The organism is Psychrobacter sp. PG1 (genome assembly GCF_014897815.1).
GTDB lineage: Bacteria > Pseudomonadota > Gammaproteobacteria > Pseudomonadales > Moraxellaceae > Psychrobacter.
Window position 1 is genome coordinate 1 of record NZ_JABUZG010000066.1, and the last position, 23,576, is coordinate 23,576.

A 23,576-nucleotide genomic window follows, 5' to 3' on the forward strand; every position below is an offset into this window, starting at 1 on the left:
TTCTTTTAAAACGTTGCACTTCTTATTTGAATCTAGGATCTTTTAGATCGATAAAATCTAACCTTCAGGTTTTTCAATATCAGGTGGACCTGTCAGCAAATCTTCATCGCGAAACTCATTGGCCGAATTATGCTCTGCTGACTCTTCGGTGACAAACCATTGCTGGTTGCGATACAGTATCAAACGATCTCGACTCAAGCCGCGTAATAAGGAGTACATCATAACGACTATCACAATCGCAAAAGGGAAACCTGACACAATGGAAGCCGCTTGTAGCGCACTCAATCCACCTGCTGCTAATAGTACGGCAGCGATGACACCTTCTGTACCTGCCCAAAATAGGCGTTGAATTTTAGGTGGATTGGCATCGCCACCTGAGGTCAACATATCAATCACAAAACTGGCAGAATCCGATGACGTGACAAACCAAAGCACAATCATCACTACGATAAGCAAGTTCAAAGCTGACGTAAATGGATAAGATTCCATCAGCTTAAAGATGGCACTGCCAGTATCTGCTTGGACAGCCTCAATCAAGCCAGGACTAATGAGGTTGGGATCAGCGGCTGCCATTAATTCCATATTAACGGCTGAACCACCGAAAGCGGTGAACCACAAGAACAAGATGGTGATAGGAATTAATAACACCCCTAAGATAAACTCACGAATGGTTCGACCACGAGAGATACGAGCCACGAACACACCGACGAAAGGCGACCAACTTATCCACCATGCCCAATAAAAAATCGTCCATGATGCCTGCCAGTTTTCTTGACCATCATACGATTCTGTCCAAAGACCTAATGGCACAATTTGATGTAAATAATTGCCAATATTTTCTACAAAGCTATTAAAGATAAACTGGGTCGGACCTAAAATAATCACAAAACTGAGCAATATCACAGTAAATAATATATTGGTATCACTTAAGCGCTTAATCCCTTTATCTAGCCCCATAAATAGAGACAGACCTGCCAACATAGTGATTAAGGCAATCAAAATAATTTGCACTGTAATATTATTGGGTATGCCAAATAACGTCTCAAGACCTGAGTTAATTTGCAATACCCCAAGACCTAAAGTGGTCACTACTCCAAACATCGTACCGAATACCGCTAGTGTATCTACCGTATGACCCCAGCCACCATAGATCTTTTTGCCCAATATAGGATATAGTGTCGAACGGATGGCCAGCGGTAAGCCCACTCGGTAATGGAAATAAGCCAATGATAATGCGACCATGCCATAGAGCGCCCACACATGTAAACCATAATGCAAGAACGAGATATTCATCGCTTGCTTGGCGGCAGCCACTGTTTCAGCTTCTCCTAATGGCGGCGCCATAAAATGGTACAAGGGTTCGGCCGTACCCCAATAGAGCAGTCCAATACCGATACCCGCGGAAAATAGCATGCCAATCCAAGAAACTATATTATACTCTGGTTTTTCATTTTGATGACCAAGCCTGATATCGCCATAACGACTAAATATCATGTAAATGCTCATCACCAACGTTAAGTTGACCACCACAATAAAGAACCAGCCAAAACGCAAAGACACGAATGCTTTGGCATGACCAAACAACAATTCTGCTTGCTCATTAAAAAGAGCACCAAAAATAATGAACACAAGAATTAATAATGCTGAAGTTAAAAACACAGGTTTACTTACCCGTGGAAAAGGGCCTAAGCGGCCAACTTTTACATGATCCATTTAGTCATCTCAATTTTTGAAGGGGCTCACCTTAACAAGATACTGCACAACTATCAAATCGAATCAGACACTTTATAACCTTGCTATTGGTCAACAAATAAAAAAATCCTAAGATAACGATGCATCTTAGGATTTCAAATCACAATTGTTATATTGTGTTTTTACGTAAAAAAAGAAGAAGCTAACTGACTGATTCATTTCATAAAAACAGTATTAAAGCTGATATATAGAATCTGCTAATCACCTTTCACGATTTTAGGTGGTCCTTTTAATAAGTGCTCATCAGCAAACTCATTGGCTGAGTTGTGATCTGCGGATTCTTCGGTGATAAAGTGCTGCTGAGCGCGATACAGTATCAAACGATCTCGGCTCAAACCACGAAGTAACGCATACATCATCGCAAATACTACTAAAACAAAGGGTAATCCTGCAACGATAGCCGCTGCTTGTAATGCACTTAGTCCACCAGCAGCAAGCAAAACAGCAGCAATGATACCTTCCGTACTTGCCCAGAATAAACGCTGGATTTTTGGTGGGTTGGTATCACCACCTGCGGTCAACATATCAATCACAAAGCTTGCTGAATCGGATGAAGTCACAAACCAAAGGACAATCATAACGACAACCATTAAGGTGACTGGTTGTGCCAATGGATAAAATTCAACCAATTTAAAAATTGCACTACCAAAATCCGTTTGCACGGCTTCTACCAATCCTGGGCTGGCCATAGCGGGATCAATAGCAGCTAAGAGCTCCATATGGATAGCAACGCCACCGAAAGTGGTGAACCAAAAGAACAAAATCAGCATGGGAATCAATAAGACACCCAATATAAACTCACGAATAGTACGACCACGACTGATACGCGCGATAAATACGCCAACGAACGGTGCCCAACTTACCCACCATGCCCAATAAAATATCGTCCATGATGACTGCCAATTTTCTTGACCTTCATACGATTCACCCCACAGACCTAGCGGTACAACTACCGACAGATAATTGCCAACATTTTCAAGATAGCTATCAAAGATAAAAAGCGTCGGCCCTAAGATGACCATAAACCCGAGTAGGATTGCCGTCAGTCCGATATTAATATCGCTCAAGCGCTTAATACCTTTGTCTAAGCCCATCATGACGGAAAAAGCAGCTAAAATAGTAACGAAAACAATCAGACCGATCTGTATCGTTAGATTATTAGGAACACCAAATAATCGCTCAAGTCCTGAATTAATTTGCATAACGCCAAGACCAAGCGACGTTACCACACCAAACATCGTACCAAATACCGCTAAGATATCAACGGCGTGTCCCCACGAGCCATAGATTTTTTTGCCCAATAGAGGATAAAGCGTTGAGCGAATCGATAACGGCAAGCCACGGCGAAAGTGAAAATAAGCCAAAGACAATGCAACAATCGCGTATAGCGCCCATGCATGTAATCCCCAATGCAAGAATGTAAAATTTATGGCTTGCTGAGCGGCTTCTATCGTTTCCGCTTCTCCGAGTGGTGGTGCCATAAAGTGATACAAGGGCTCAGCTGTCCCCCAATACACCAATCCTATACCAATACCAGCAGAGAACAACATCCCTATCCATGAGAACAAACTGTACTGTGGCGTCTCAGTTTGTGCACCTAGACGAATATCGCCATAACGGCTCATCGCGAGATAAATACAAAGCAACAATGCTAAATTTACTAAAATAATAAATAACCAGCCGAACTTATCCGTAATAAAGTTCTGCAAAAAGCTAAATAACACACCAGCGGTTTCAGTAAAGAAAGCACCAAAGATAATAAATCCAATAATAAGTAGCGCTGAAATAATAAACACAGGTTTACTTACCCGTGGAAAAGGGCCTAACCTGCCAACTTTTACATGATCCATTTGTTTGTTAGCCTTAGTTTTTTAGGAAGAATACCTTAACAAGATACCTCTCAACTATCAAATCTAATTAGCTATTTACGTTTTTCTTATTGACAGAAATAGACCAAAACCATTTATCAGCCTAACCTACAATAGTGCAAACGCTTGGAAAGTTGAAGAGCAATGGCTACTAATCACTACTGCGGAATCAATTGTAATAATCCACTATTATCGCCATCTTCTAATACCCAAACTTGTCCATCTACATTTAACACACTACGAATACGCTCGCCCATATCATAGCGATAGCGCTCAGTCGCGTGACTATTTTCATCAAAATCGACGACTATCAGCGCTTTAGATGATAAGCCACTAATGAGCGCATTACCTTGCCACGCTGGGAAATCATTATATTTTCCAGCGTTATAAATACTCATCGAGGACGGCGATATCACTGGCGTCCAACTAATTTTGGGCGACGTAAACTCAGGACGCGTCTCATGGTCAGGAATATCAGTGCCTGTATAGTTACGCCCATTTGAGACGCTTGGCCAGCCGTAGTTATGACCTTTTTCAATGAGATTGAACTCATCACCGCCCCGTGGTCCCATCTCATGCGCCCAAAGCCTACCTTTTTCATCGAACGCCATACCCAATACATTACGATGTCCTATACTCCAAAACTGCGCGGCAATGTCATTGCTATTATCTACAAAAGGATTGTCTGCTGGAACAGAACCGTCAGGGTTTAGGCGTACTATTTTACCCAGATTTACACTCATGTCTTGTGCTGGTGTTTTTTCTTGGCGCTCGCCTGAACTGATATATAAATATTTTCTGTCAGGCGAGAAAAGCAAGCGATGACTATAATGCCCCTGCCCTTTTACTTTCGGTATTTGCTCCCAAATGGGCGTAAGATCCTGCAAACGTGGCGTGGCTGTATCCAATCCTATCAATGTCGCTTTGATGACTTTAGCGCCAAATTTATTATTATCAGTGTCATTCCCTGCTTCAACGTAGCTCATATAGACATGATTAGAAGTAGCAAAATCTGGTGCAAAAACGATATCGCCAAGACCACCTTGCCCACCATAAGCCACTTTCGGGATACCACTGATGGCTGTCTTGGCACCTGTTGCCGTATCAACAATGAATAACTCGCCTGTCTTTTGGGTGACAAGTAATTTAGGGGGCTCATTATTAACGGTAGGTAATGCTGTCATTGCCCAAGGCTCATCAAACGTAGCAGTTTTTTTGGTGATAAAGGTGGGCTTTTCGGTACTTGCTAGCGATTCACTAGCAGAGGCTTGTCCTTCTCTATAGTCTGTCAGGTCTTCATGGGTATTGACGGCAGTTTGATTGGAGCAAGCAGGAGCACTAAACAGCAGTGCGCTGATCATTATCGGTAACATTAATGGCGTGCTTAGGTGCTGCATACTGATGATCGTCATTTTGTCGTCTCCGTAACTGTTGATGTCTTATTCCTAGTGCTTAATTTTTAGTGCTTAGTTTATTTATAACATAGTCAAAGCACTCAAACCGTAAATAATAATGGCGCACAAAAAAACCCCTTACCTGCCTGTAGAAAAAATAGGCAAGTAAGAGGTTGGTTTTAAACCACGGTCAGTTAGGGTTAGATATTAATTCATGCTACGTTTCTCAAACACCAACTTATCATCTGCGCCGACATCGACTTTGATGATATCTCCTGCGCCAAAATCACCAGCCAATAGCTTCAATGACAATGGATTTTCAATTTCCTGTTGGATCGCACGTTTTAGTGGACGTGCGCCATAGACAGGATCATAACCAATCGCAACCAGTTTGTTCATCGCATCAGCTGATAGCTCGATATCCATCTCACGCTCATGCAAGCGCTGGCGCAAGCGATCCAACTGAATCGCAGCAATACCTGACATCTGCGACATACCGAGCGGATGGAATACCACAATCTCGTCGATACGGTTGACAAACTCTGGGCGGAAATGCTGCCCAACTGATTCCATCACCTCAGCTTTGATATCTTCGTAACTTTCACCGACCATCTCTTGGATTTTGTGCGAACCCAAGTTACTGGTCATAATGATGACCGTGTTTTTGAAGTCCACCACGCGACCCTGTGAGTCCGTTAAGCGACCATCGTCCAATACTTGTAGCAAGATATTGAACACATCAGGGTGCGCTTTTTCAACTTCATCAAACAAAATCACACTATAAGGCTTACGGCGTACCGCTTCGGTTAATGCGCCACCTTCTTCGTAGCCCACATAACCTGGAGGCGCACCCACCAAACGACTGACACTGTGCTTCTCCATATACTCACTCATGTCGATACGAACAATCGCATCTTCAGAGTCGAATAAGAAGTTCGCTAGTGACTTGGTTAGCTCCGTTTTACCGACACCCGTTGGTCCTAAGAATAAGAACGAACCTGAAGGGCGATTCGGATCAGACAAACCAGCACGGCTACGGCGTACCGCATTGGCGACCGCTTCGACTGCTTCATCTTGACCGATGACACGTTCATGGAGCTTTTCTTCCATCGCTATCATCTTGTCACGCTCGCCTTGCATCATTTTACTGACTGGAATGCCAGTCGCTGCCGCTACGACTTCGGCAATTTCATTATCCGTGACTTTGTTACGTAGCAGTTTTACACCACTACCTTCGCCTGTCTGCTCTTTTTGTTCTGCCAAGTCAGACTCAGTAATGCGGCGCTCAAGCTGCGGAATCGTTTCATACTGCAGCTTACTCATAGTCTCGTAATCACCTTCACGACTGGCTTTGTCATAGGCGATACGCGCTTTATCCAGCTCGTCTTTTAGCTGCTGACTGCCTTTGACCAAGGCTTTTTCTGCTTGCCAAATCTCATTAAGGTCAGCGTACTCTTTTTCTAGCTCTTCAATTTGTGCATCAAGCACTTTACGCTCGGCTTGCGCACCAGCGTCTTCTTCATTTTTGAGCACTTCGCGCTGCATTTTCAACTGAATCAAGCGACTATCAAGCTTACCTAAGGCTTCAGGCTTGCTGTCCATCTCCATACGTAAACGACTCGCCGCTTCATCAATTAAGTCAATCGCTTTATCTGGCAGCTTGCGATCGGTAATATAACGATGGCTCATCCGCGCAGCAGCAATAATCGCGCTGTCTTGGATATCAACACCGTGATGCAGCTCATAACGCTCTTTTAGACCACGCAAAATCGCAATGGTGTCTTCGACCGTTGGCTCATCGACCAGTACCTTTTGAAAACGACGCTCAAGAGCCGCATCTTTTTCGATGTACTGGCGATATTCATCGAGAGTTGTCGCACCGACACAGTGTAGCTCACCACGCGCAAGCGCAGGTTTTAGCATATTACCAGCATCCATCGCGCCATCGGCTTTACCAGCACCTACTAAAGTATGCAACTCATCGATAAATAAGATGACATTGCCTTCTTGCTTTGATAAATCGCTGAGTACCGCTTTGAGTCGCTCTTCAAACTCACCACGGAATTTTGCACCCGCAATCAATGAGCCCAAATCTAACGACAACACTTCTTTGCGGCGTAGTCCTTCTGGTACGTCACCATTGATGATTTTTTGTGCCAAACCTTCAATGATAGCCGTTTTACCAACACCTGGCTCACCAATCAGTACGGGGTTATTTTTGGTACGACGTGATAGTACTTGAATGGTACGACGAATCTCTTCATCGCGACCAATCACAGGGTCAAGCTTACCAAGTTCCGCCTGCTCAGTTAAGTTAATGGTATATTTATTCAGCGCATCACGTTGATCTTCAGCATTTTGATTATTCACGGTATCATCACCTCGCAATTGCTCAATGACTGTTTTTAATTTACTCGCTGTTACGCCCGCACTCTCAAATATCTTTTTGGTTTCACCTTGCTCAGCGAGCGCCAACATCACCCATTCAGTGGCGATAAAATCATCGCCTTCTTTTTGTGCTTGACGATCTGCCAAGTTCAAAATCTTAACCGAATTGGGGTTTAAATTAACGTCGCCGGTTGGCTCGCTAATCGTTGCTTGATTGTCGAGCGCCTTTGCCACACCATTTTTTAGCGCAGGAATAGACGCGCCCGCTTGCTGGCAAATAGACAAGTTAGACTCATCTTGCAGCAATACGGCAAGCAAATGCACAGGGTCGATACCTGTATGGTCGCGTCCCAATGCTAGGCTCTGTGCTTCTTGAATGGCTGATTGTAGTTTCTGGGTAAATTTTTCGAACCTCATAATTGTATCCTTTTATAATTAGTATTATCAGTCAGTGGATGCAACATAAAATACCGAACGCGCAGCATTTAAAACATAGCGCTTATCGTCAATTTTATCGTGTTTCAATCACCGTTAGTTGTTATATATATAGGGTATAACATACAAGATTTCAACCTACTTGTGCAAGTTGTCAATCAATATCTATGACTTATTAGTAAATACTGAAAAATAGTAAGATTTTATATAGGTAAAAACCTTACCCATAGCAATGATATTATCACAAACTATCAATAGGCACACTAAGAGAGTATTTCAAGAGGATAAATAAAAAAAACAACCAAAAGAGAGGCTTGCTCAACAATGAAAGGCAAGCAAGAGACAGCTATAGCAGAGATTTTAATACGCTGTAACTGCTAGAAATGTACTACACGATAGCCAGCATTAACATAACGCTCACTCTACAATTTCTATCGATGTACCAACCTTAACTGCCGCCATAATCTCATCCATCTCATTATCAGTGACCGCAATGCAACCATCGGTCCAATCACGTTGTTGGTTAATCCACGCTAGATGACCGAAGCCGTTCATCTGCCCATGAATCATAATATCGCCACCAGGATGGACGCCGCGTGATCGTGCCCGAGCTTTGTCCGCAGCATTGGGGTAGCTTATATGGATGGAGCGATGGGCAATAGAGTTCTCATTCTTATAATCTAAGATGTACGCCCCCACGGGTGTGCGCTCATCGCCTTGCTGCTGTTTATGACCAACCGGACTATCTCCTAGCGCAATACGATAGGACTTAATGACTTTATCACCACTCAATAGCTGCAAAATACGATCGGATTTATCGACAAAAACTTTATCGATAATCACCGTGCTGGAAATAGGCTGACCATTATTGCCTGTACTTTTTGTATCTGAGGAGGCTGTTTTGACATACCCTATCGCACTGGTGCTCATAATAGTGGTCAGTCCCAGTCCTATCACGACAAACAATCGACGCGGCTTTTTGCTGAAATTCAGAGAAAAAAATGACATAGGCTTTGATAACTCCGTTTGGCGTTCAAGAATGAAATGACAACATCACACGCTATTAACTTACCAAAGCACCATGCCAGTTTTTGTGAAAATTTCATGGATAACATTAGGGTCTTTTGAACATAAAAACTTCGTTAATACCATTACACCATACGAATCGCGCCATCTAAGCGAATGACTTCTCCATTGAGATAGGCATTATCAATGATATGCATGACCAACTTGGCAAACTCATTGGGATTGCCCAGACGCTTAGGATAAGGTACGCCCGCCTCTAGTTGCTCGCGCGCTTTTTCAGGGATAGTCTCCATCATCGGCGTGGCAAATACCCCAGGCGCTATCGTCATTACGCGAATACCATGACGTGCCAGCTCACGCGCTAGTGGTAAGGTCAGACCGACAACCCCCGCTTTAGACGACGAATAGCTTGCCTGCCCTACTTGCCCATCAAACGCAGCGATGGAAGCAGTATTAATAATGACGCCGTTATCAGTGTTTTTTCCTGCCCCGCTGTCTGCGTTATTGGTATTCGCTACACGCTTTGCAATACTGGCTGCGACCAAACGTGCCACATTAAAAGAACCGACAAGATTAATATTAACGCCTCGACTAAAGGCATCAAGATCCGCTGGGTTGTTATCACGGTCGAGCAGCTTTTGCACAACGGCAATACCTGCGCAGTTAATAGACCCTTGCAAACCGCCAAATGCTTTTTCAGCCGTATCAACAGCCGCTTGCACTTCATCACCACTGGTGACATCGCAACGTGTAAAGCGAACGTTATCGCCTAGTTCAGCCACCAACGCTTGACCAGCTGATTCATTCAGATCTGCGATGACGACTTTACCACCTTGATTCACAATAGCCCGAACCACTGCCTCTCCCAAACCTGATGCACCGCCTGTGACCAAAAAGCTCTGTTGTTCAATTTGCATAATTATTCCTTTCATTAATATTTTTACTGTTATTTTTATCAGTTATCAATTTTTCATCCTAACCTGACGATATGAGTGCGTTGCTTTTTATCTATGCCGCAGACAAACTGCGCAGCAAAAAGCGCTGAATTTTACCACTTGGAGTCTTCGGCAATGCTGCCACAAACTCAACCTCACGTGGATAAGCGTGAGTCGATAGACGTTTGCGTACGAGCTCTTGAATCTCCTTGGCAATCTCATCCGTTCCTTCGATACCGTCTTTTAGCACCACATAAGACTTAATGGTATGACCGCGCACCTCATCTGGCACGCCAACAGCAGCAGACTCTGCGACTGCCTCATGCTCAAGCACAGTGTTTTCGACATCGGTAGGGCCAACGCGGTAACCTGCCGTAATAATGATGTCATCATCACGGCCTGAGAACCAATAGCTGCCATCACTGTGACGCTCAACCACGTCGCCTGTTAAATAATAGTCATCAGCGAAGGCGTCTTTTTCGTTCCAGCTATAACCGCGGAAATAAAACGCTGGCGATTGACTGACCACTACGGCAAGCTGCCCTTGCTCGCCATCAGGTAAGATGTTCATGTCATCATCTAACACCACCAATGTGTGTCCTGGTAGCGCCATGCCCATCGAGCCAACCGGACATTTATGTGCTAACGCATGGTGCTCACAGCAAGTCATTCCCGTCTCGGTCTGCCCATATTGATCACAAACTTTACAGTTTAAATAGGTTTCAACCCAGTTGACCACTTCGGTATTTAAGGTCTCGCCTGCTGAATTGGCACAGCGTAGTGATAATTTAGCCTCATTGTCATTATTATTGTCATGGTGAGCAGCTTCAAAGACGCCACTCGATTTCATCATCCGAAACGCTGTCGGTGAGGACGCCAAATTACTAATCTTATGACGTACCATAAAATCGCGAGTATTTTGTGCATCAAAGCCAGCTTCATTAAAATACGTTGTTACCCCTAATAACAAAGGTCCTGTAATCGCATAATAAAGACCGTATGCCCAGCCTGGATCAGCCATGTTCCAGTAATTATCATCCGCTCGCAAGTCAATCGCATAGTGCATGTAGAGATAAAACGCTGAGAGCGCACTTAGCGGCACACTAACGCCTTTTGATTTGCCAACCGTACCCGAGGTAAACATTTGCAGAAAGGGTGCATCGGTATCTAATAAAACCGCGTCTACTGTTTGCGGCTGCGTCGCCATCATCTTGGCATAATTATCATCGCCCCAACTGTTTTCACTATCAGCTTGCGCGTCATTCTCGCTGCCAACCATGACCATTTTGGTCTGCTGAGCCAAGTCTTCGAATTTTCCACGATTTTCTTGATTGGTAAAAACCACTTTGGTATTGGCTTTGTCCATCCGATACTTAATCGAATCATAGCCAAAGGCAGTAAATAACGGTTGATAAACCGCGCCAATCCGCCAAGTCGCTAATACAATGGTGAGCAGCTCAGGGGTGCGAGGTAGCATGGTCGCCACTTGGTCGCCAATTTTTACGCCATAAGACAGCAATAAATTGGCGACTTGCGCGCTTGCCTTATCAAGCTCAGCAAAAGTCATGCGCGTCACATTGCCCGCTGTATCTTCATGTACTAGCGCCAGGTTATCGCCACGACCGTCACGCACATGGCGACCGCAGCACGCCATATAAGCGTTTAAACGATCATCTAAATGCTTACCAAATATCTCAGTTAATAGCGCATTCATATCAAAGTTATGATAATAATCGCTGTAGCTCATTGGCGGCTGTGCAGGATGGTTTGAAGATGTATTTACAAATGATGGGTCTGGAGAAGAGGTGTTCATAAGCTAATCCTTTAGCAATAGACGGTAAATGGCGAAATAAGAGATTTATCAGCAGAAAAACAGTCATATCCAAGCAACTATTTTTTCTTCTTTTGCACACATATCAGTGCACATATATTCTATTAGTAACGCATTTTAATATTTATTTCAATACATAACGTATCATTTTTATAATCCGATCACAAAATTCTTAATGCATTTTATGTTAAAGGACTCAGCAGCCCCTTAAAAATCCTAGCAGTGCTTTTTCTTCACAGCTTTGATACTGTTTAGTACGCCCCCGGCGCGCTTGCTTATAAGGCTCAAAGAACTGCCCCGCCAAAAAGCGCTCTATAATCACTGGATTGATATAAGACGATCGGCAGACAGCAGGGGTATTGCCCAGCTCTGCTGCCACACTTTTTACCATGTTAGTGACCAGTTGCTGGCGCTCATCGCTATTGGGATCACTGGCTAATATTGCTTTGCCCTGAGCGCTCTGTAACTCATCGTGCAAGTAACTGGCGGCAAGGACACTGGCCATCCAAGTACGAAAGTCCTTTGCGCTATACAAATTACCGCTATACATCTCACTGTCACGACCATGACCGCTAGTATGCGTGCGTAGATAGTCATTAATATCGCTACTGTCGACGACTTGCTTGTGACCATTGTCATCTAAATATTTAAAAATCTGATAACCAGGTAACTCAGAACATGCTTGTACAATCTCAATCAAATGCTCATCTTGCAATTCAATATGATGCTCTTTGGCACTTTTACCGACAAAATCAAATGCCAGTCCGTTATCGGTTTCGCTCACGTGCTTACTGCGTAAAGTACTCAAACCATAGCTTTTATTAAGTTTCGCATAGCGGCTGTTACCGATACGAATTAAGGTCGTTTCTAATAACTTGACCACTGCCGATAAGACATTGTCACGCGATAATGATTTTGCCTCCAAGTCTTTTTCGACTTGCAAGCGTAAATTCGGCAATGCTCTAGCAAAACCTATCATGGCATCGAATTTGGCTTGGTCACGTACACGATCCCACTCAGGGTGATATAAGTATTGTTTTCGCGCTTTGTCATCGCGCCCCGTCGATTGCAAGTGCCCTTTATCATCTTGGCATATCCAAACCTCTGACCACATCGGCGGTATCACTAGCGCATCAAAACGCTGACGCAAGGCTTTGTCTTTGACTGTTTTGCCCGTTGCATCGCGATAGGTAAAGCCGCGCCCCCAACGCCTGCGCGTAAACCCAAGCTCATCATCACTGACATAGCGCAGATTAGCAAGACGAGCGAGTTTTTCATAATCATGGCGTATGTCTTGCGTGGTGGTTTGGTCATCTAACGTCGCCATAATACATACTCGATTGATAAAATAGTCGTTTTAGCATAATGAATTGCGATTGTTTTTGCTGTTTATTTGCCACGAGCAAAGTGTAATCGATGTGTAAAATAAAACAGTGATAAAAATAGCGATACGGGTTCTAAGCCATGCGTTTTTGAGGCATAATTTAGCACTACTCACGACTTAAGTTTATAAAAAATGAACCATTCATCTGTAAAAATAAAACCACTAACTATCACTGATTACGACCTTTGGTTACACTTATGGCAAAACTATCTAAAATTTTATGAGACCAGTTTGCCATCAGCCACAACGCAGACAACGTGGCGCAATCTGCTTGATGACGACGTCCCTGTTTATGGTTTTGGTGCTTGGCAGGACGATAAGTTGGTAGGTATCACACATGTGGTGCTACACCCCAATACTTGGAATACCACTGAGTGTTGTTATTTAGAAGATTTATACGTCAATGAACAGGTGCGCGGACAAGGCGTAGGACGGGCACTTATTGAGCAGGTCTATGACTTTGCCAACGACAAAGACTGCAACCGTGTATATTGGACGACGCAAGAGGGAAACACCGCGGCGCGCAAACTCTATGACGCAATCGCCACTCAAACAGATATGGTGCAATATCGTAAAAATCTATAATTTTACTAAATATTATATGACTGAAACTTAAAAGACAGTCATAAAAAAACGCCAAGCGTTAAACACTTGGCGTTAAGCTGTTGCCTATTAATCTAAAAATAATCACTTACCATAAACACATAAATAAGCAGTCTCTACTGCCACTTTTACTTGAAACTTCTGATTGGCTTCAACGGTAAACTGTTCGCCCGCATTAAAGGTTTGCCATTCATCACTCTCTGGTAGCTTGACCGTCAATGCACCGCTGACCACACTCATGGTTTCAAATTCGCTGGTGCCAAATTCGTACTCGCCAATCTCCATCACACCGACAGTAGCTGGCTTGGTCGCCGTTTGGAAAGCAATAGAAGTAACTTTGTTATCAAAATAACTATTAACGCTTGGCATAATTTTCCTTAATTAAGTATTGGTTGATATTTTAAAACTTTCTTTAGAACAGTTTTTATCACTTAGCCTTACAGTCCCGCTTTTAGGCTCGCTTCGATAAATTGATCGAGGTCGCCATCGAGTACCGCACCAGTGTTAAAAGTTTCAACGCCAGTACGCAAGTCTTTGATACGTGAATCATCAAGCACATAAGAGCGAATTTGACTGCCCCAGCCCACATCAGACTTACCATCCTCGACCGCTTGCTGAGATTCCATGCGTTTTTGCATCTCAAGCTCATAAAGCTTGGCACGCAACATTTTCATCGCCGTCGCCTTATTACCATGCTGGCTACGCTCGTTCTGACAAGTGACCACTACCCCACTTGGCTCGTGGGTAATACGTACAGCAGAATCGGTCGTGTTCACATGCTGACCGCCTGCGCCCGATGAGCGATAGGTATCGATACGCAAATCCGCAGGATTGATATCAATCTCGATATTATCATCAATTTCAGGCGACACAAAAACGGCAGCAAATGAGGTATGACGACCGTTATTGCTGTCAAATGGCGATTTACGGACTAAGCGATGCACGCCGATTTCGGTACGTAACCAACCAAAAGCATAATCCCCTTTAATCTCAATCGTTGCTGATTTAATACCAGCCACGCTACCAGAAGACACCTCAATGACCTCAACTTTAAAGCCATGCGATTCCGCCCAGCGTGTATACATACGCAAGAGCATCTCCGCCCAATCCTGCGCTTCGGTGCCGCCACTACCCGACTGGATATCCAAGTAGCAGTTATTAGGATCCATTTCTCCACTAAACATGCGACGGAACTCTAAATCCGCAACGCGTTTCTCCGCATTGTCGAGCTCTGCTTGCACATCTGCCAGCAAGGATTCATCCTCTGCTTCTACTGCCAGCTCCAGCATAGCAGACGCATCTTCCAATGTCGTCTCAAGTGATACCACGACATCAATGACGCCATCAAGCTGGCTTTTTTCTTTATTGATCTTAGTCGCACGCTCTGGATCATTCCATAGCTCGGGATTCTCTAGTTCCAAATTGACTTCTTCTAAGCGTTCTTGCTTACCATCGAAGTCAAAGATACCTCCGCAAGTCCTGCCCACGCTCTGATAAATCTTTAATTCGTTCTTGATACGGATTGATTTCCATAAAGTTTCCTGTCTTTTTAAATAAATATCTCACTGATATGGCGCTATTTTAAATGAGATTGACGATAAATAGTTGGCTAATTATGACTGGCTTTATATTAAATAATGTTAAATAGCCTAAATCGACCAATCCTCTACTGCCCAGCGATGCGCTAAAGCATGCGCATGCAGCGCCTCATCAGGAGATATACAAATAGCCACATCTGCCCACTCCAGCAATGGAATGTCATTTTTGGAATCTGAATACGCATAAGTTTTATCAAAAGTCGTGCCTGCTGATTGCTGCTTATCTAGCCATTTATTCAGATGGTAAATTTTACCTTCTTTAAAGTTTGGCTTGTCGGTAAGTTTGCCCGTATAGCGCTCATTTTTTATCTCAAGCGGTGTCGATAGCACATTGGCACCTTCGATACCAAAACGCTTGGCGATAGCAGAAACCACAAAATCATTGGTCGCAGAAATAATCACTACCTCATGACCTTTTTCAACATGCTGACAGAGCACTTCCATCGCTTTTGGGCGTATGTGCGGCTCAATTTCACTTTTAATATAGTCTTCTCGTAGCTCATGCAATCTATCCATCGGCAAGCTACTTAAAAACTGTGCCACAAATTCATTATATTCCGTCGCATCAAGCGTACCTTCGATATAGTCTTGGTAAAATTTTTGATTGGCCGTGCGGTATTGCGCTTCATCGACGAGGTCGTGCTTGACGATATACTCGCCCCATAAATAGTCGCTATCGACGTCGAGCAAAGTATGATCTAAATCAAAAAGTGCCAGCTCTTTTGGAGAAAGTTGTGCTTGTGTTGCCTGCATAATGAGACCTTATTATTGTTTGTTAAAGGACAGAAATACAACTGATTTTTAATAACTTCCGCTTTGGAGATAGATAATGATATGAAAAAATTTCTCAATAATTTTTAGTGAATGCTACTGTTTACCAAACAAAATTATGGTAAATTTATTTATATAACTTGTGGTTAGGGCGTGTCCTCAATCTGAACGAAAGTGCCTAAAAGGCGCCTAAATGGGTTAAAAATGGTGACACGCCCTAGTATCTGTTTTGCTTACTTCATCATAAAAATAGAGAATCGCATGGAAGCGCCTGATGTCAAAACTGTTTTGCCAAGTAAAACGCGTCGCCCTGCCCGTTCGATCAAAGAAATCAGACAACGTCAGCTGGGTAAAAGCTATCAATCACCTTTCGACCGTATACTGTATGCGCTCTTAAATGGTGTGATGTACGGCGTTGGCGGTTTACTGATCGATCTTGCTATCGTGGTTATTCGCTCAATAGCTGGTATAGGTAATGGCGACGTTTTTTGGTTATTCACCCCATTTATGTTGGTCGTAGGCGCAATCATGGGTTTTATCGTTGGTAAAAATGCTGGCGCTGAAAGCGTCAATGCGCTCAACATCAACGAAACAGCCAATCATAACGCTTACCTTAATGACTATTCTATACGCCACGATATTTTTCGCGGACTGATTATTGGTATTATCATTTTTGCCATCATTTGGCTGGTCATGATGCTGATGACATAAAGAACCTCTATATAAGGCGCGTTTGCATCATTTGCATAAACATAGACAATAGATCAATATCAGACAGTTCGCTTATGTTTTGCGTGACTCTATGATTTGGCTAGCGCTTTATTTAGGCAGTGGAATTTCAGTCAACCCTTCTTTATAAGTCTCACAAAGTTCAGCATAATGGTGCGCTGACATTTTTAGCATGGCGGCTTGCTCGTCCGTTAAGGTTTTGACCACCTTTGCAGGCGCACCCATGACGAGTGAGTTGTCTGGAATCTCTTTGCCTTCAGTGACCAATGCCTTAGCACCAATAATGCAATTTTTACCAATTTTGGCATTATTCAATACCACTGCCCCAATACCAATTAAGCTATTGTCACCGACTTCGCAGCCGTGCAGCATCGCTAAATGACCAATAGTGACATAGTTGCCGATTTTAACCTCAATACCTGCATCAGTATGAATGACGCTGTTTTCTTGCACATTACTATAATCGCCGATATGAATGCGCTCATTATCACCGCGAATCACTGCCCCAAACCACACGTTAGCTTGATGACCCAAATAGACATCGCCTATCACTCGTGCTGAGTCTGCGACCCAACCATTAAAAGGTGCCGCGAATTCGGGCACCTTGTCTAAATATTGATAAATCATAACGGCTCCTTGTTATATATAGTAATGAAATAGGTCAATCATGAAAATTAGTCATGAAAGCGAATCATGAAAACCAGATATTTCGATTTGCTGTCCATTGTGGCAAAGCCAAAAGGGAAAATCCAGCGCTATTAACGGCTAATAATTAAAGGCATACTTTTCAATCTAAAAATCGGCTGGCTATCTGCGGGCATATTGTATATAATGCGCAAAATCTGTGCCTAAGCGAGCGGACATGATGCAAGTTACCTATTCACTATCTAGTGGGTTTTGTAGTTTCCATCAATAATGTCTTCTCGCTTTTTTGTGGAAAAATTTTGGGTTTAGGTATTTTTTAGTATCCATTAATAGCAATTTTTGCGATACAAAAAACCATTTCTAATCTAACATTTAATCATGAAAATCATGGCACTCACTAATAACAGCGGAGGCAAACCTTGAATTCATCGGCAGAAATACAAGCAATTTTGGCATTAGCAGACGGTACGATTTTTCGCGGTGTGAGTATCGGCAGTCTCGGTCATCGTGTCGGTGAGGTGGTGTTTAATACAGCCATGACAGGGTATCAAGAAATCCTAACCGACCCAAGTTATGCGCGCCAGCTGGTCACCCTAACCTATCCACACATTGGCAATACCGGTACCAATAGCGAGGACACTGAGTCTGGCAATGGTCATCAGGTATGGGCAGACGGTCTTATCATCCGTGATGCAACGATGGTCACCTCAAACTTCCGTAACTCAGAATCATTAAGCGACTATTTATCACGTAACGATACCGTTGCAATCGCTGAGATTGACACCCGTCAATTGACTCGTCTATTGCGTGATAAAGGTGCACAGAACGGCTGTATTATGACCGCCTCAGACGGCGAGACAATCAGCGCTGCTGACGAGCAACAAGCCATCAAATTGGCACAAGAGTTTGCTGGTATCGAAGGCATGGATCTGGCAAAAGAATGCTGTACTAAAGAGACGTTCGAATGGACAGCAGGTACGTGGGATTTATCAGATACCCTACTTAACCGTGATGCCATTGGCAGTCATGATAGCGGTACCGGTGGCTTCTTTAAGCAGTTGGGCACTCACATCGATTCTAAATACAACGTCGTCGCTTATGACTTCGGTAGCAAAACAAACATCTTACGTATGCTCGTCGACCGTGGTTGTCACGTAACGGTTGTACCAGCACAAACGCCTATCGCTGATGTGCTAGCAATGAACCCAGATGGCATCTTTTTATCAAACGGCCCTGGTGATCCTGCAGCTTGTGATTACGCTATCGATGCGGTACGTCACATCATTGAGCAAACTGACGTGCCAACGTTTGGCATCTGCTTAGGTCATCAGCTGATTGGTTTGGCTAGCGGTGCAAATACTATCAAGATGAAAACTGGCCATCATGGTGCCAACCATCCAGTACAAGATCTAGCGACCGGCACGGTTATGATTACCAGTCAGAACCATGGTTTTGCGGTTGATGAAGACACGCTACCTGACAACGTTAAATCTACTCATCGCTCATTGTTTGATGGTACTAACCAAGGTATCGAGTTGACCGATAAGCCTGTATTTAGCTTCCAAGGTCACCCAGAAGCCAGCCCTGGTCCACATGACTGCGCGCCATTGTTTGATAAGTTTGCGGATATGATGGAACAGTCTAAAACTGCCCAAGCGTAAACGGTTGATTATAACTACATAATAAGTAAACGCTTGAATCGTCCATAGCGCCTCAAGCGGTACTAAATAAAGCACTGCAAGCATAAAACGCCATGAGCGTTATCAAAAATAAAGATTACTCAAATTATCACCCAAACGAAGGTAGCTCTAACTATGCCAAAACGTACCGACATAAAAAGCATTCTTATCATTGGCGCAGGCCCTATCGTCATCGGCCAAGCATGTGAGTTTGACTATTCAGGCGCACAGGCGTGTAAAGCACTAAAAGAAGAAGGCTACCGCGTCATCTTGGTCAACTCAAACCCTGCGACCATCATGACTGACCCTGTCATGGCTGACGCGACCTATATCGAGCCGATTACTTGGCAGACCGTTGAGCAAATCATTGCCAAAGAACGTCCAGATGCAATCTTGCCAACGATGGGCGGACAGACAGCTCTAAACTGTGCGCTAGAGCTAGACAAGCACGGCGTATTGACCAAGTATAACTGCGAGTTGATTGGCGCGACCAAAGACTCAATCGAGATGGCAGAAGACCGCAACTTGTTTGATAAAGCCATGAAGCGTATCGGCCTTGAGTGCCCTCGCGCTGAAACCGCTGAAACCATGGAAGAAGCCTTTGCTACTCAAGAAAAAATGGGCTATCCGTGTATTATTCGTCCATCATTCACGATGGGTGGTTCAGGCGGCGGTATCGCCTATAACCGCGATGAGTTCATTGAAATCTGTGAGCGCGGTTTTGATTTGTCTCCAAACCATCAATTATTGATCGATGAATCATTGATTGGTTGGAAAGAATACGAGATGGAAGTGGTTCGTGACAAAAACGACAACTGCATCATCATCTGCGCTATCGAAAACTTTGACCCAATGGGCGTGCATACCGGTGACTCAATCACCGTTGCGCCAGCACAGACCTTGACGGACAAAGAATACCAAATCATGCGTAATGCGTCATTAGCAGTACTGCGTGAGATCGGTGTAGAAACTGGCGGCTCAAACGTACAGTTCGGTATCAACCCTGATACTGGTCGCATGGTCGTCATCGAGATGAACCCACGCGTGTCACGCTCGTCTGCCCTAGCCTCAAAAGCCACTGGCTTCCCGATTGCCAAAATCGCAGCGAAACTAGCCATTGGTTACACGCTAGACGAATTGCAAAACGACATCACTGGTGGCAAAACGCCAGCCAGTTTTGAGCCTGCACTTGATTATGTCGTGACCAAGATACCTCGTTTTAACTTCGAAAAATTCCCACAAGCAGACAACATCCTATCGACTCAGATGAAATCGGTCGGTGAAGTGATGGCGATTGGTCGTAACTTCCAAGAGTCTATGCAAAAAGCATTGCGCGGTATGGAAACAGGTGCGGATGGCTTTGACGAGCAAATTGACTTGTCAAAAGTAAGTGCCGAAAAAGCGCGTAGCGAAATCATTAACCGCCTAACCATTCCAACACCTGAGCGTATCTACTACGTTGCTGATGCATTCCGCGTCGGTATGAGTGTCGATGAAGTGTTTAACTTTACCAAGATTGACCCATGGTTCTTGGTACAGATCGAAGACATCGTCAAAACAGAAGCTACCGTAAAATCACTTGGTTTTGGCGGCTTGAACGAGAAAAATCTACGTAGCTTTAAACGTAAAGGTTTATCAGACTTACGTTTGGCTAAATTGCTTGGCATCTCACAAAAGCAACTTCGCAAAAAGCGTTGGGATCTAAACGTCTATCCAGTCTATAAGCGTGTCGATACCTGTGCCGCAGAGTTTGCTACTAGCACGGCCTATATGTACTCGACGTACGATAGCGAATGTGAAGCCAACCCAACAGACAAAAAGAAAATCATGGTTATCGGTGGCGGTCCTAACCGTATCGGCCAAGGTATTGAGTTTGATTACTGCTGTGTGCATGCAGCGCTTGCTATGCGTGAAGATGGTTACGAGACCATCATGGTCAACTGTAACCCTGAAACGGTTTCAACCGATTATGACACTTCTGACCGTCTATACTTTGAGCCAATCACATTAGAAGACGTGCTAGAAATCGTTCGTATCGAAAACCCTGATGGCGTGATTGTACAGTTCGGTGGTCAAACGCCATTGAAACTTGCTCGTGCACTAGAGTCAGCAGGCGTTAAAATCATCGGTACTAGCCCAGATGCAATTGACCGTGCCGAAGATCGTGAGCGCTTCCAGCATATGATTCAGCAGCTAAACCTAGTACAGCCGTCAAACGCACTAGCAACCAGCTTAGAAGATGGTTTGGTTAAAGCAAAAGACGTTGGTTATCCGTTGGTAGTACGCCCATCATATGTACTTGGTGGTCGCGCGATGGAAATTGTCTATAACGAAGACGAGCTAAGACACTACTTGCGTACGGCGGTACAAGCATCGAACGAAGCGCCCGTACTATTAGACCGCTTCTTAGACGATGCGATCGAAGTCGATGTCGATTGTGTTAGCGACGGTACAGACGTCGTGATTGGCGGTATCATGCAGCATATCGAACAAGCAGGCGTGCACTCTGGCGACTCAGCCTGTTCATTGCCACCTTACTCATTGTCTGATGAGCTGTGCGATGTGATGCGCGCGCAAACGGTCGCCATGGCAAAAGAGCTTGGTGTTGTCGGCTTAATGAACGTCCAGTTTGCCGTAAAAGGTAAAACGATTTATATCTTAGAAGTGAACCCTCGTGCTGCCCGTACCGTGCCGTTTGTCTCTAAATGCATCGGTACTTCTTTAGCGCAAATCGCGGCGCGCTGTATGGCTGGCACCTCATTGAAAGACCAAGGCTTTACCACTGAAATCGTTCCAGCATTTTTCGCGGTCAAAGAAGCGGTATTCCCGTTTGCGAAGTTCCCTGGCGTTGACCCAATCTTGAGCCCTGAGATGAAATCAACGGGTGAAGTGATGGGCGTTGGTAAAACCTTTGGCGAAGCATTTTATAAAGCCATTATCGGTAGTAATGAGCGTCTGCCAGGTCTACCGACCGAAGGCGAAACCAAAACTGTCTTTATCTCAGTACGTGATAGTGACAAAGCACAAATCGCCCCTATCGCTCGCCAGCTAGCGGACTTTGGCTTTAACATCGTCGCTACTACTGGTACGCAAGAAGTCTTGGCTCAGAATGATATCGAATGTAAGCAAATCAACAAAGTCACCGAAGGTCGCCCGCATATCGTCGATGCCTTGAAAAATGGTAAAATCGACCTTATTATCAATACCACTGAAGGCAAACAGGCACAAGAGGATTCATTTTCTATCCGCCGTAGTGCCCTGCAAGGTAAAGTATTTTATGTGACGACTTTAGGGGCGGCAGACGCGGTTTGTAAATCTTATGCCATTGACCTACCGTTTGAGGTCTATAAGCTACAAGATTTGCACGAACAAGCAAAGACTATTGCTTAGCTCTATTGACTTAGCAGCATAATTTCAGTAGATTAAGCATAACGGCAACGCTTGTTTAACAGCGAATGCAAAACTTGTTATCGATTTTCATATAACAATAGGGCTTTAAAAAAACGTACGGCTTAAAAAAGCAGTACTTTAAAAAAATAAAGTTTTAAAAAGATAGACCTAAAAAGCATAGTGGCTAAACTGCGACTATGCTTTTTATTACGTAAGGTTAAAGTGCCTTGTTTGTCAGTGTATCCATGCTCACAAATAAGCGCGTGTTTAGTTGTTACGCAGTCTAAACCTCATTCTTTTTATATCTTCACATACTCATTGCAACAACACTGACACCATCTCACTATTCACTAAGAGTAGGAGATGGTGTGGTGTTATTGGTTTAAGGAAAAAACATGCAACGTTATCCCATGACTCCGCAAGGACATGCGGCTCTAGAAGCCGAATTAAAACAGTTAAAAAGTATCGACCGTCCACGCATCACTGCTTCTATCGCTGAAGCCCGTGAACACGGCGATTTAAAAGAAAATGCTGAATATCATGCAGCTCGTGAGCAGCAAGGTTTTTGTGAAGCGCGTATTCGCGATATCGAAGCCAAACTTGGCGGCGCGCAAGTGATTGATCCTGCAACATTACCAAAAGATGGTCGTGTGATATTCGGCGTGAGCGTCGTTATCGAAAACATGGACACCGGAGAAGAAAAACAATACAAAATCGTTGGTGATGACGAAGCAGACTTTAAAGCGGGTAAAATCTCAGTCAATTCACCGATCGCACGTGGTTTGATTGGTAAGTCTGAAGGCGATGAAGCACGTATTGAAACGCCAAAAGGCGTGGTCGAATACGAAATCATGAAAGTGATTTACGATTAATTTTCCTTATTTGAGAAATATCTGGATAGGATAAATATCTGGATAGAAAGCCTTTGATAGGTAATTCTTTGATAAATAAAAAGCTTTTGATGACAGCAGTATTTTAACGCGAATCAGCTGGCAATTCGCCTAGCAAATGAGCGTAGAAAGCAGTACACAACCTCATTATGAATAGAGCAGAAGTTACACAACGCTGCTTTTTTAGTCTGTTTGTTTTAGCGCATAATTGTTCGAGTATAGATACTGAGCCTTGTGACTATTACAAATGTCTCATTA

17 protein-coding genes are annotated in these 23,576 nt (G+C 43.9%); 5 read left to right on the forward strand and 12 right to left on the reverse strand.

Annotated features, from left to right (window positions below; translation table 11 throughout):
• Nucleotides 1–57 precede the first annotated feature (57 nt).
• The 8 genes from INT03_RS10730 to INT03_RS10765 form a co-directional block, all read right to left on the reverse strand.
• Entirely contained in the window at nt 58–1,713 is a 1,656-nt protein-coding gene (locus INT03_RS10730; protein WP_055123939.1) for a BCCT family transporter, read from the reverse strand.
• Nucleotides 1,714–1,949: 236 nt separating this feature from the next.
• Complete coding sequence (locus INT03_RS10735; RefSeq protein ID WP_193008938.1) at nt 1,950–3,602, reverse strand: BCCT family transporter; 1,653 nt, start codon at nt 3,600–3,602, stop codon at nt 1,950–1,952.
• A 176-nt stretch (nt 3,603–3,778) separates the two neighbouring features.
• Nucleotides 3,779–5,032, reverse strand: a complete 1,254-nt coding sequence (locus INT03_RS10740) for a PQQ-dependent sugar dehydrogenase (protein ID WP_193008939.1) — start codon at nt 5,030–5,032, stop codon at nt 3,779–3,781.
• A gap of 189 nt (nt 5,033–5,221) precedes the next feature.
• Nucleotides 5,222–7,819 carry an ATP-dependent chaperone ClpB gene (gene clpB / locus INT03_RS10745; RefSeq protein WP_045445524.1) on the reverse strand — a complete coding sequence of 866 codons (2,598 nt, stop codon included), beginning with the start codon at nt 7,817–7,819 and terminating at the stop codon, nt 5,222–5,224.
• A 435-nt stretch (nt 7,820–8,254) separates the two neighbouring features.
• Nucleotides 8,255–8,845 carry a L,D-transpeptidase family protein gene (locus INT03_RS10750; protein ID WP_193008940.1) on the reverse strand — a complete coding sequence of 197 codons (591 nt, stop codon included), beginning with the start codon at nt 8,843–8,845 and terminating at the stop codon, nt 8,255–8,257.
• 143 nt (nt 8,846–8,988) lie between these two features.
• Nucleotides 8,989–9,780 (reverse strand): SDR family NAD(P)-dependent oxidoreductase, encoded by a 792-nt coding sequence (locus INT03_RS10755; RefSeq protein WP_193008941.1) that lies wholly within the window; start codon nt 9,778–9,780, stop codon nt 8,989–8,991.
• Nucleotides 9,781–9,871: 91 nt separating this feature from the next.
• Nucleotides 9,872–11,611, reverse strand: coding sequence for an AMP-binding protein (locus INT03_RS10760; protein ID WP_193008942.1), 1,740 nt, complete (start codon nt 11,609–11,611; stop codon nt 9,872–9,874).
• A 214-nt stretch (nt 11,612–11,825) separates the two neighbouring features.
• On the reverse strand, nt 11,826–12,956 hold the full coding sequence (locus INT03_RS10765) for a DNA topoisomerase IB (protein ID WP_193008943.1): 1,131 nt from the start codon (nt 12,954–12,956) through the stop codon (nt 11,826–11,828).
• Nucleotides 12,957–13,145: 189 nt separating this feature from the next.
• Here INT03_RS10765 and INT03_RS10770 point away from each other — a divergent pair, with 189 nt between their 5' ends.
• The gene (locus tag INT03_RS10770; protein WP_193008944.1) at nt 13,146–13,598 is read left to right on the forward strand and encodes a GNAT family N-acetyltransferase; all 453 of its coding nucleotides are present in this window, start codon (nt 13,146–13,148) and stop codon (nt 13,596–13,598) included.
• Between the two features lie 102 nt (nt 13,599–13,700).
• Here the strand turns inward: INT03_RS10770 and INT03_RS10775 are convergent, their stop codons facing one another.
• The 3 genes from INT03_RS10775 to INT03_RS10785 form a co-directional block, all read right to left on the reverse strand.
• Nucleotides 13,701–13,985 carry a pyrimidine/purine nucleoside phosphorylase gene (locus tag INT03_RS10775; protein WP_045445514.1) on the reverse strand — a complete coding sequence of 95 codons (285 nt, stop codon included), beginning with the start codon at nt 13,983–13,985 and terminating at the stop codon, nt 13,701–13,703.
• Between the two features lie 68 nt (nt 13,986–14,053).
• Nucleotides 14,054–15,149, reverse strand: a protein-coding gene (gene prfB, locus INT03_RS10780; RefSeq protein WP_193008945.1) for a peptide chain release factor 2 whose coding sequence is annotated in 2 segments (ribosomal slippage) — nt 14,054–15,076 and nt 15,078–15,149 — 1,095 coding nt in all. Because the reading frame shifts where the segments join, the coding sequence is not laid out codon by codon here.
• A 116-nt stretch (nt 15,150–15,265) separates the two neighbouring features.
• Nucleotides 15,266–15,967, reverse strand: a complete 702-nt coding sequence (locus INT03_RS10785; protein ID WP_193008946.1) for an HAD family hydrolase — start codon at nt 15,965–15,967, stop codon at nt 15,266–15,268.
• Nucleotides 15,968–16,246: 279 nt separating this feature from the next.
• Here INT03_RS10785 and INT03_RS10790 point away from each other — a divergent pair, with 279 nt between their 5' ends.
• Nucleotides 16,247–16,696, forward strand: a complete 450-nt coding sequence (locus INT03_RS10790; protein WP_193216879.1) for a hypothetical protein — start codon at nt 16,247–16,249, stop codon at nt 16,694–16,696.
• A 108-nt stretch (nt 16,697–16,804) separates the two neighbouring features.
• Here the strand turns inward: INT03_RS10790 and INT03_RS10795 are convergent, their stop codons facing one another.
• Entirely contained in the window at nt 16,805–17,341 is a 537-nt protein-coding gene (locus INT03_RS10795) for a gamma carbonic anhydrase family protein (protein WP_193008948.1), read from the reverse strand.
• 437 nt (nt 17,342–17,778) lie between these two features.
• Between INT03_RS10795 and carA the strand changes: the two genes are divergently transcribed.
• The 3 genes from carA (at nt 17,779) to greA (ending at nt 23,300) form a co-directional block, all read left to right on the forward strand.
• Nucleotides 17,779–19,020 carry a glutamine-hydrolyzing carbamoyl-phosphate synthase small subunit gene (gene carA / locus INT03_RS10800; RefSeq protein ID WP_193008949.1) on the forward strand — a complete coding sequence of 414 codons (1,242 nt, stop codon included), beginning with the start codon at nt 17,779–17,781 and terminating at the stop codon, nt 19,018–19,020.
• Between the two features lie 153 nt (nt 19,021–19,173).
• Entirely contained in the window at nt 19,174–22,428 is a 3,255-nt protein-coding gene (gene carB, locus INT03_RS10805; RefSeq protein ID WP_193008950.1) for a carbamoyl-phosphate synthase large subunit, read from the forward strand.
• 395 nt (nt 22,429–22,823) lie between these two features.
• Nucleotides 22,824–23,300 (forward strand): transcription elongation factor GreA, encoded by a 477-nt coding sequence (gene greA / locus INT03_RS10810; protein ID WP_045445504.1) that lies wholly within the window; start codon nt 22,824–22,826, stop codon nt 23,298–23,300.
• Nucleotides 23,301–23,576: the final 276 nt, after the last annotated feature.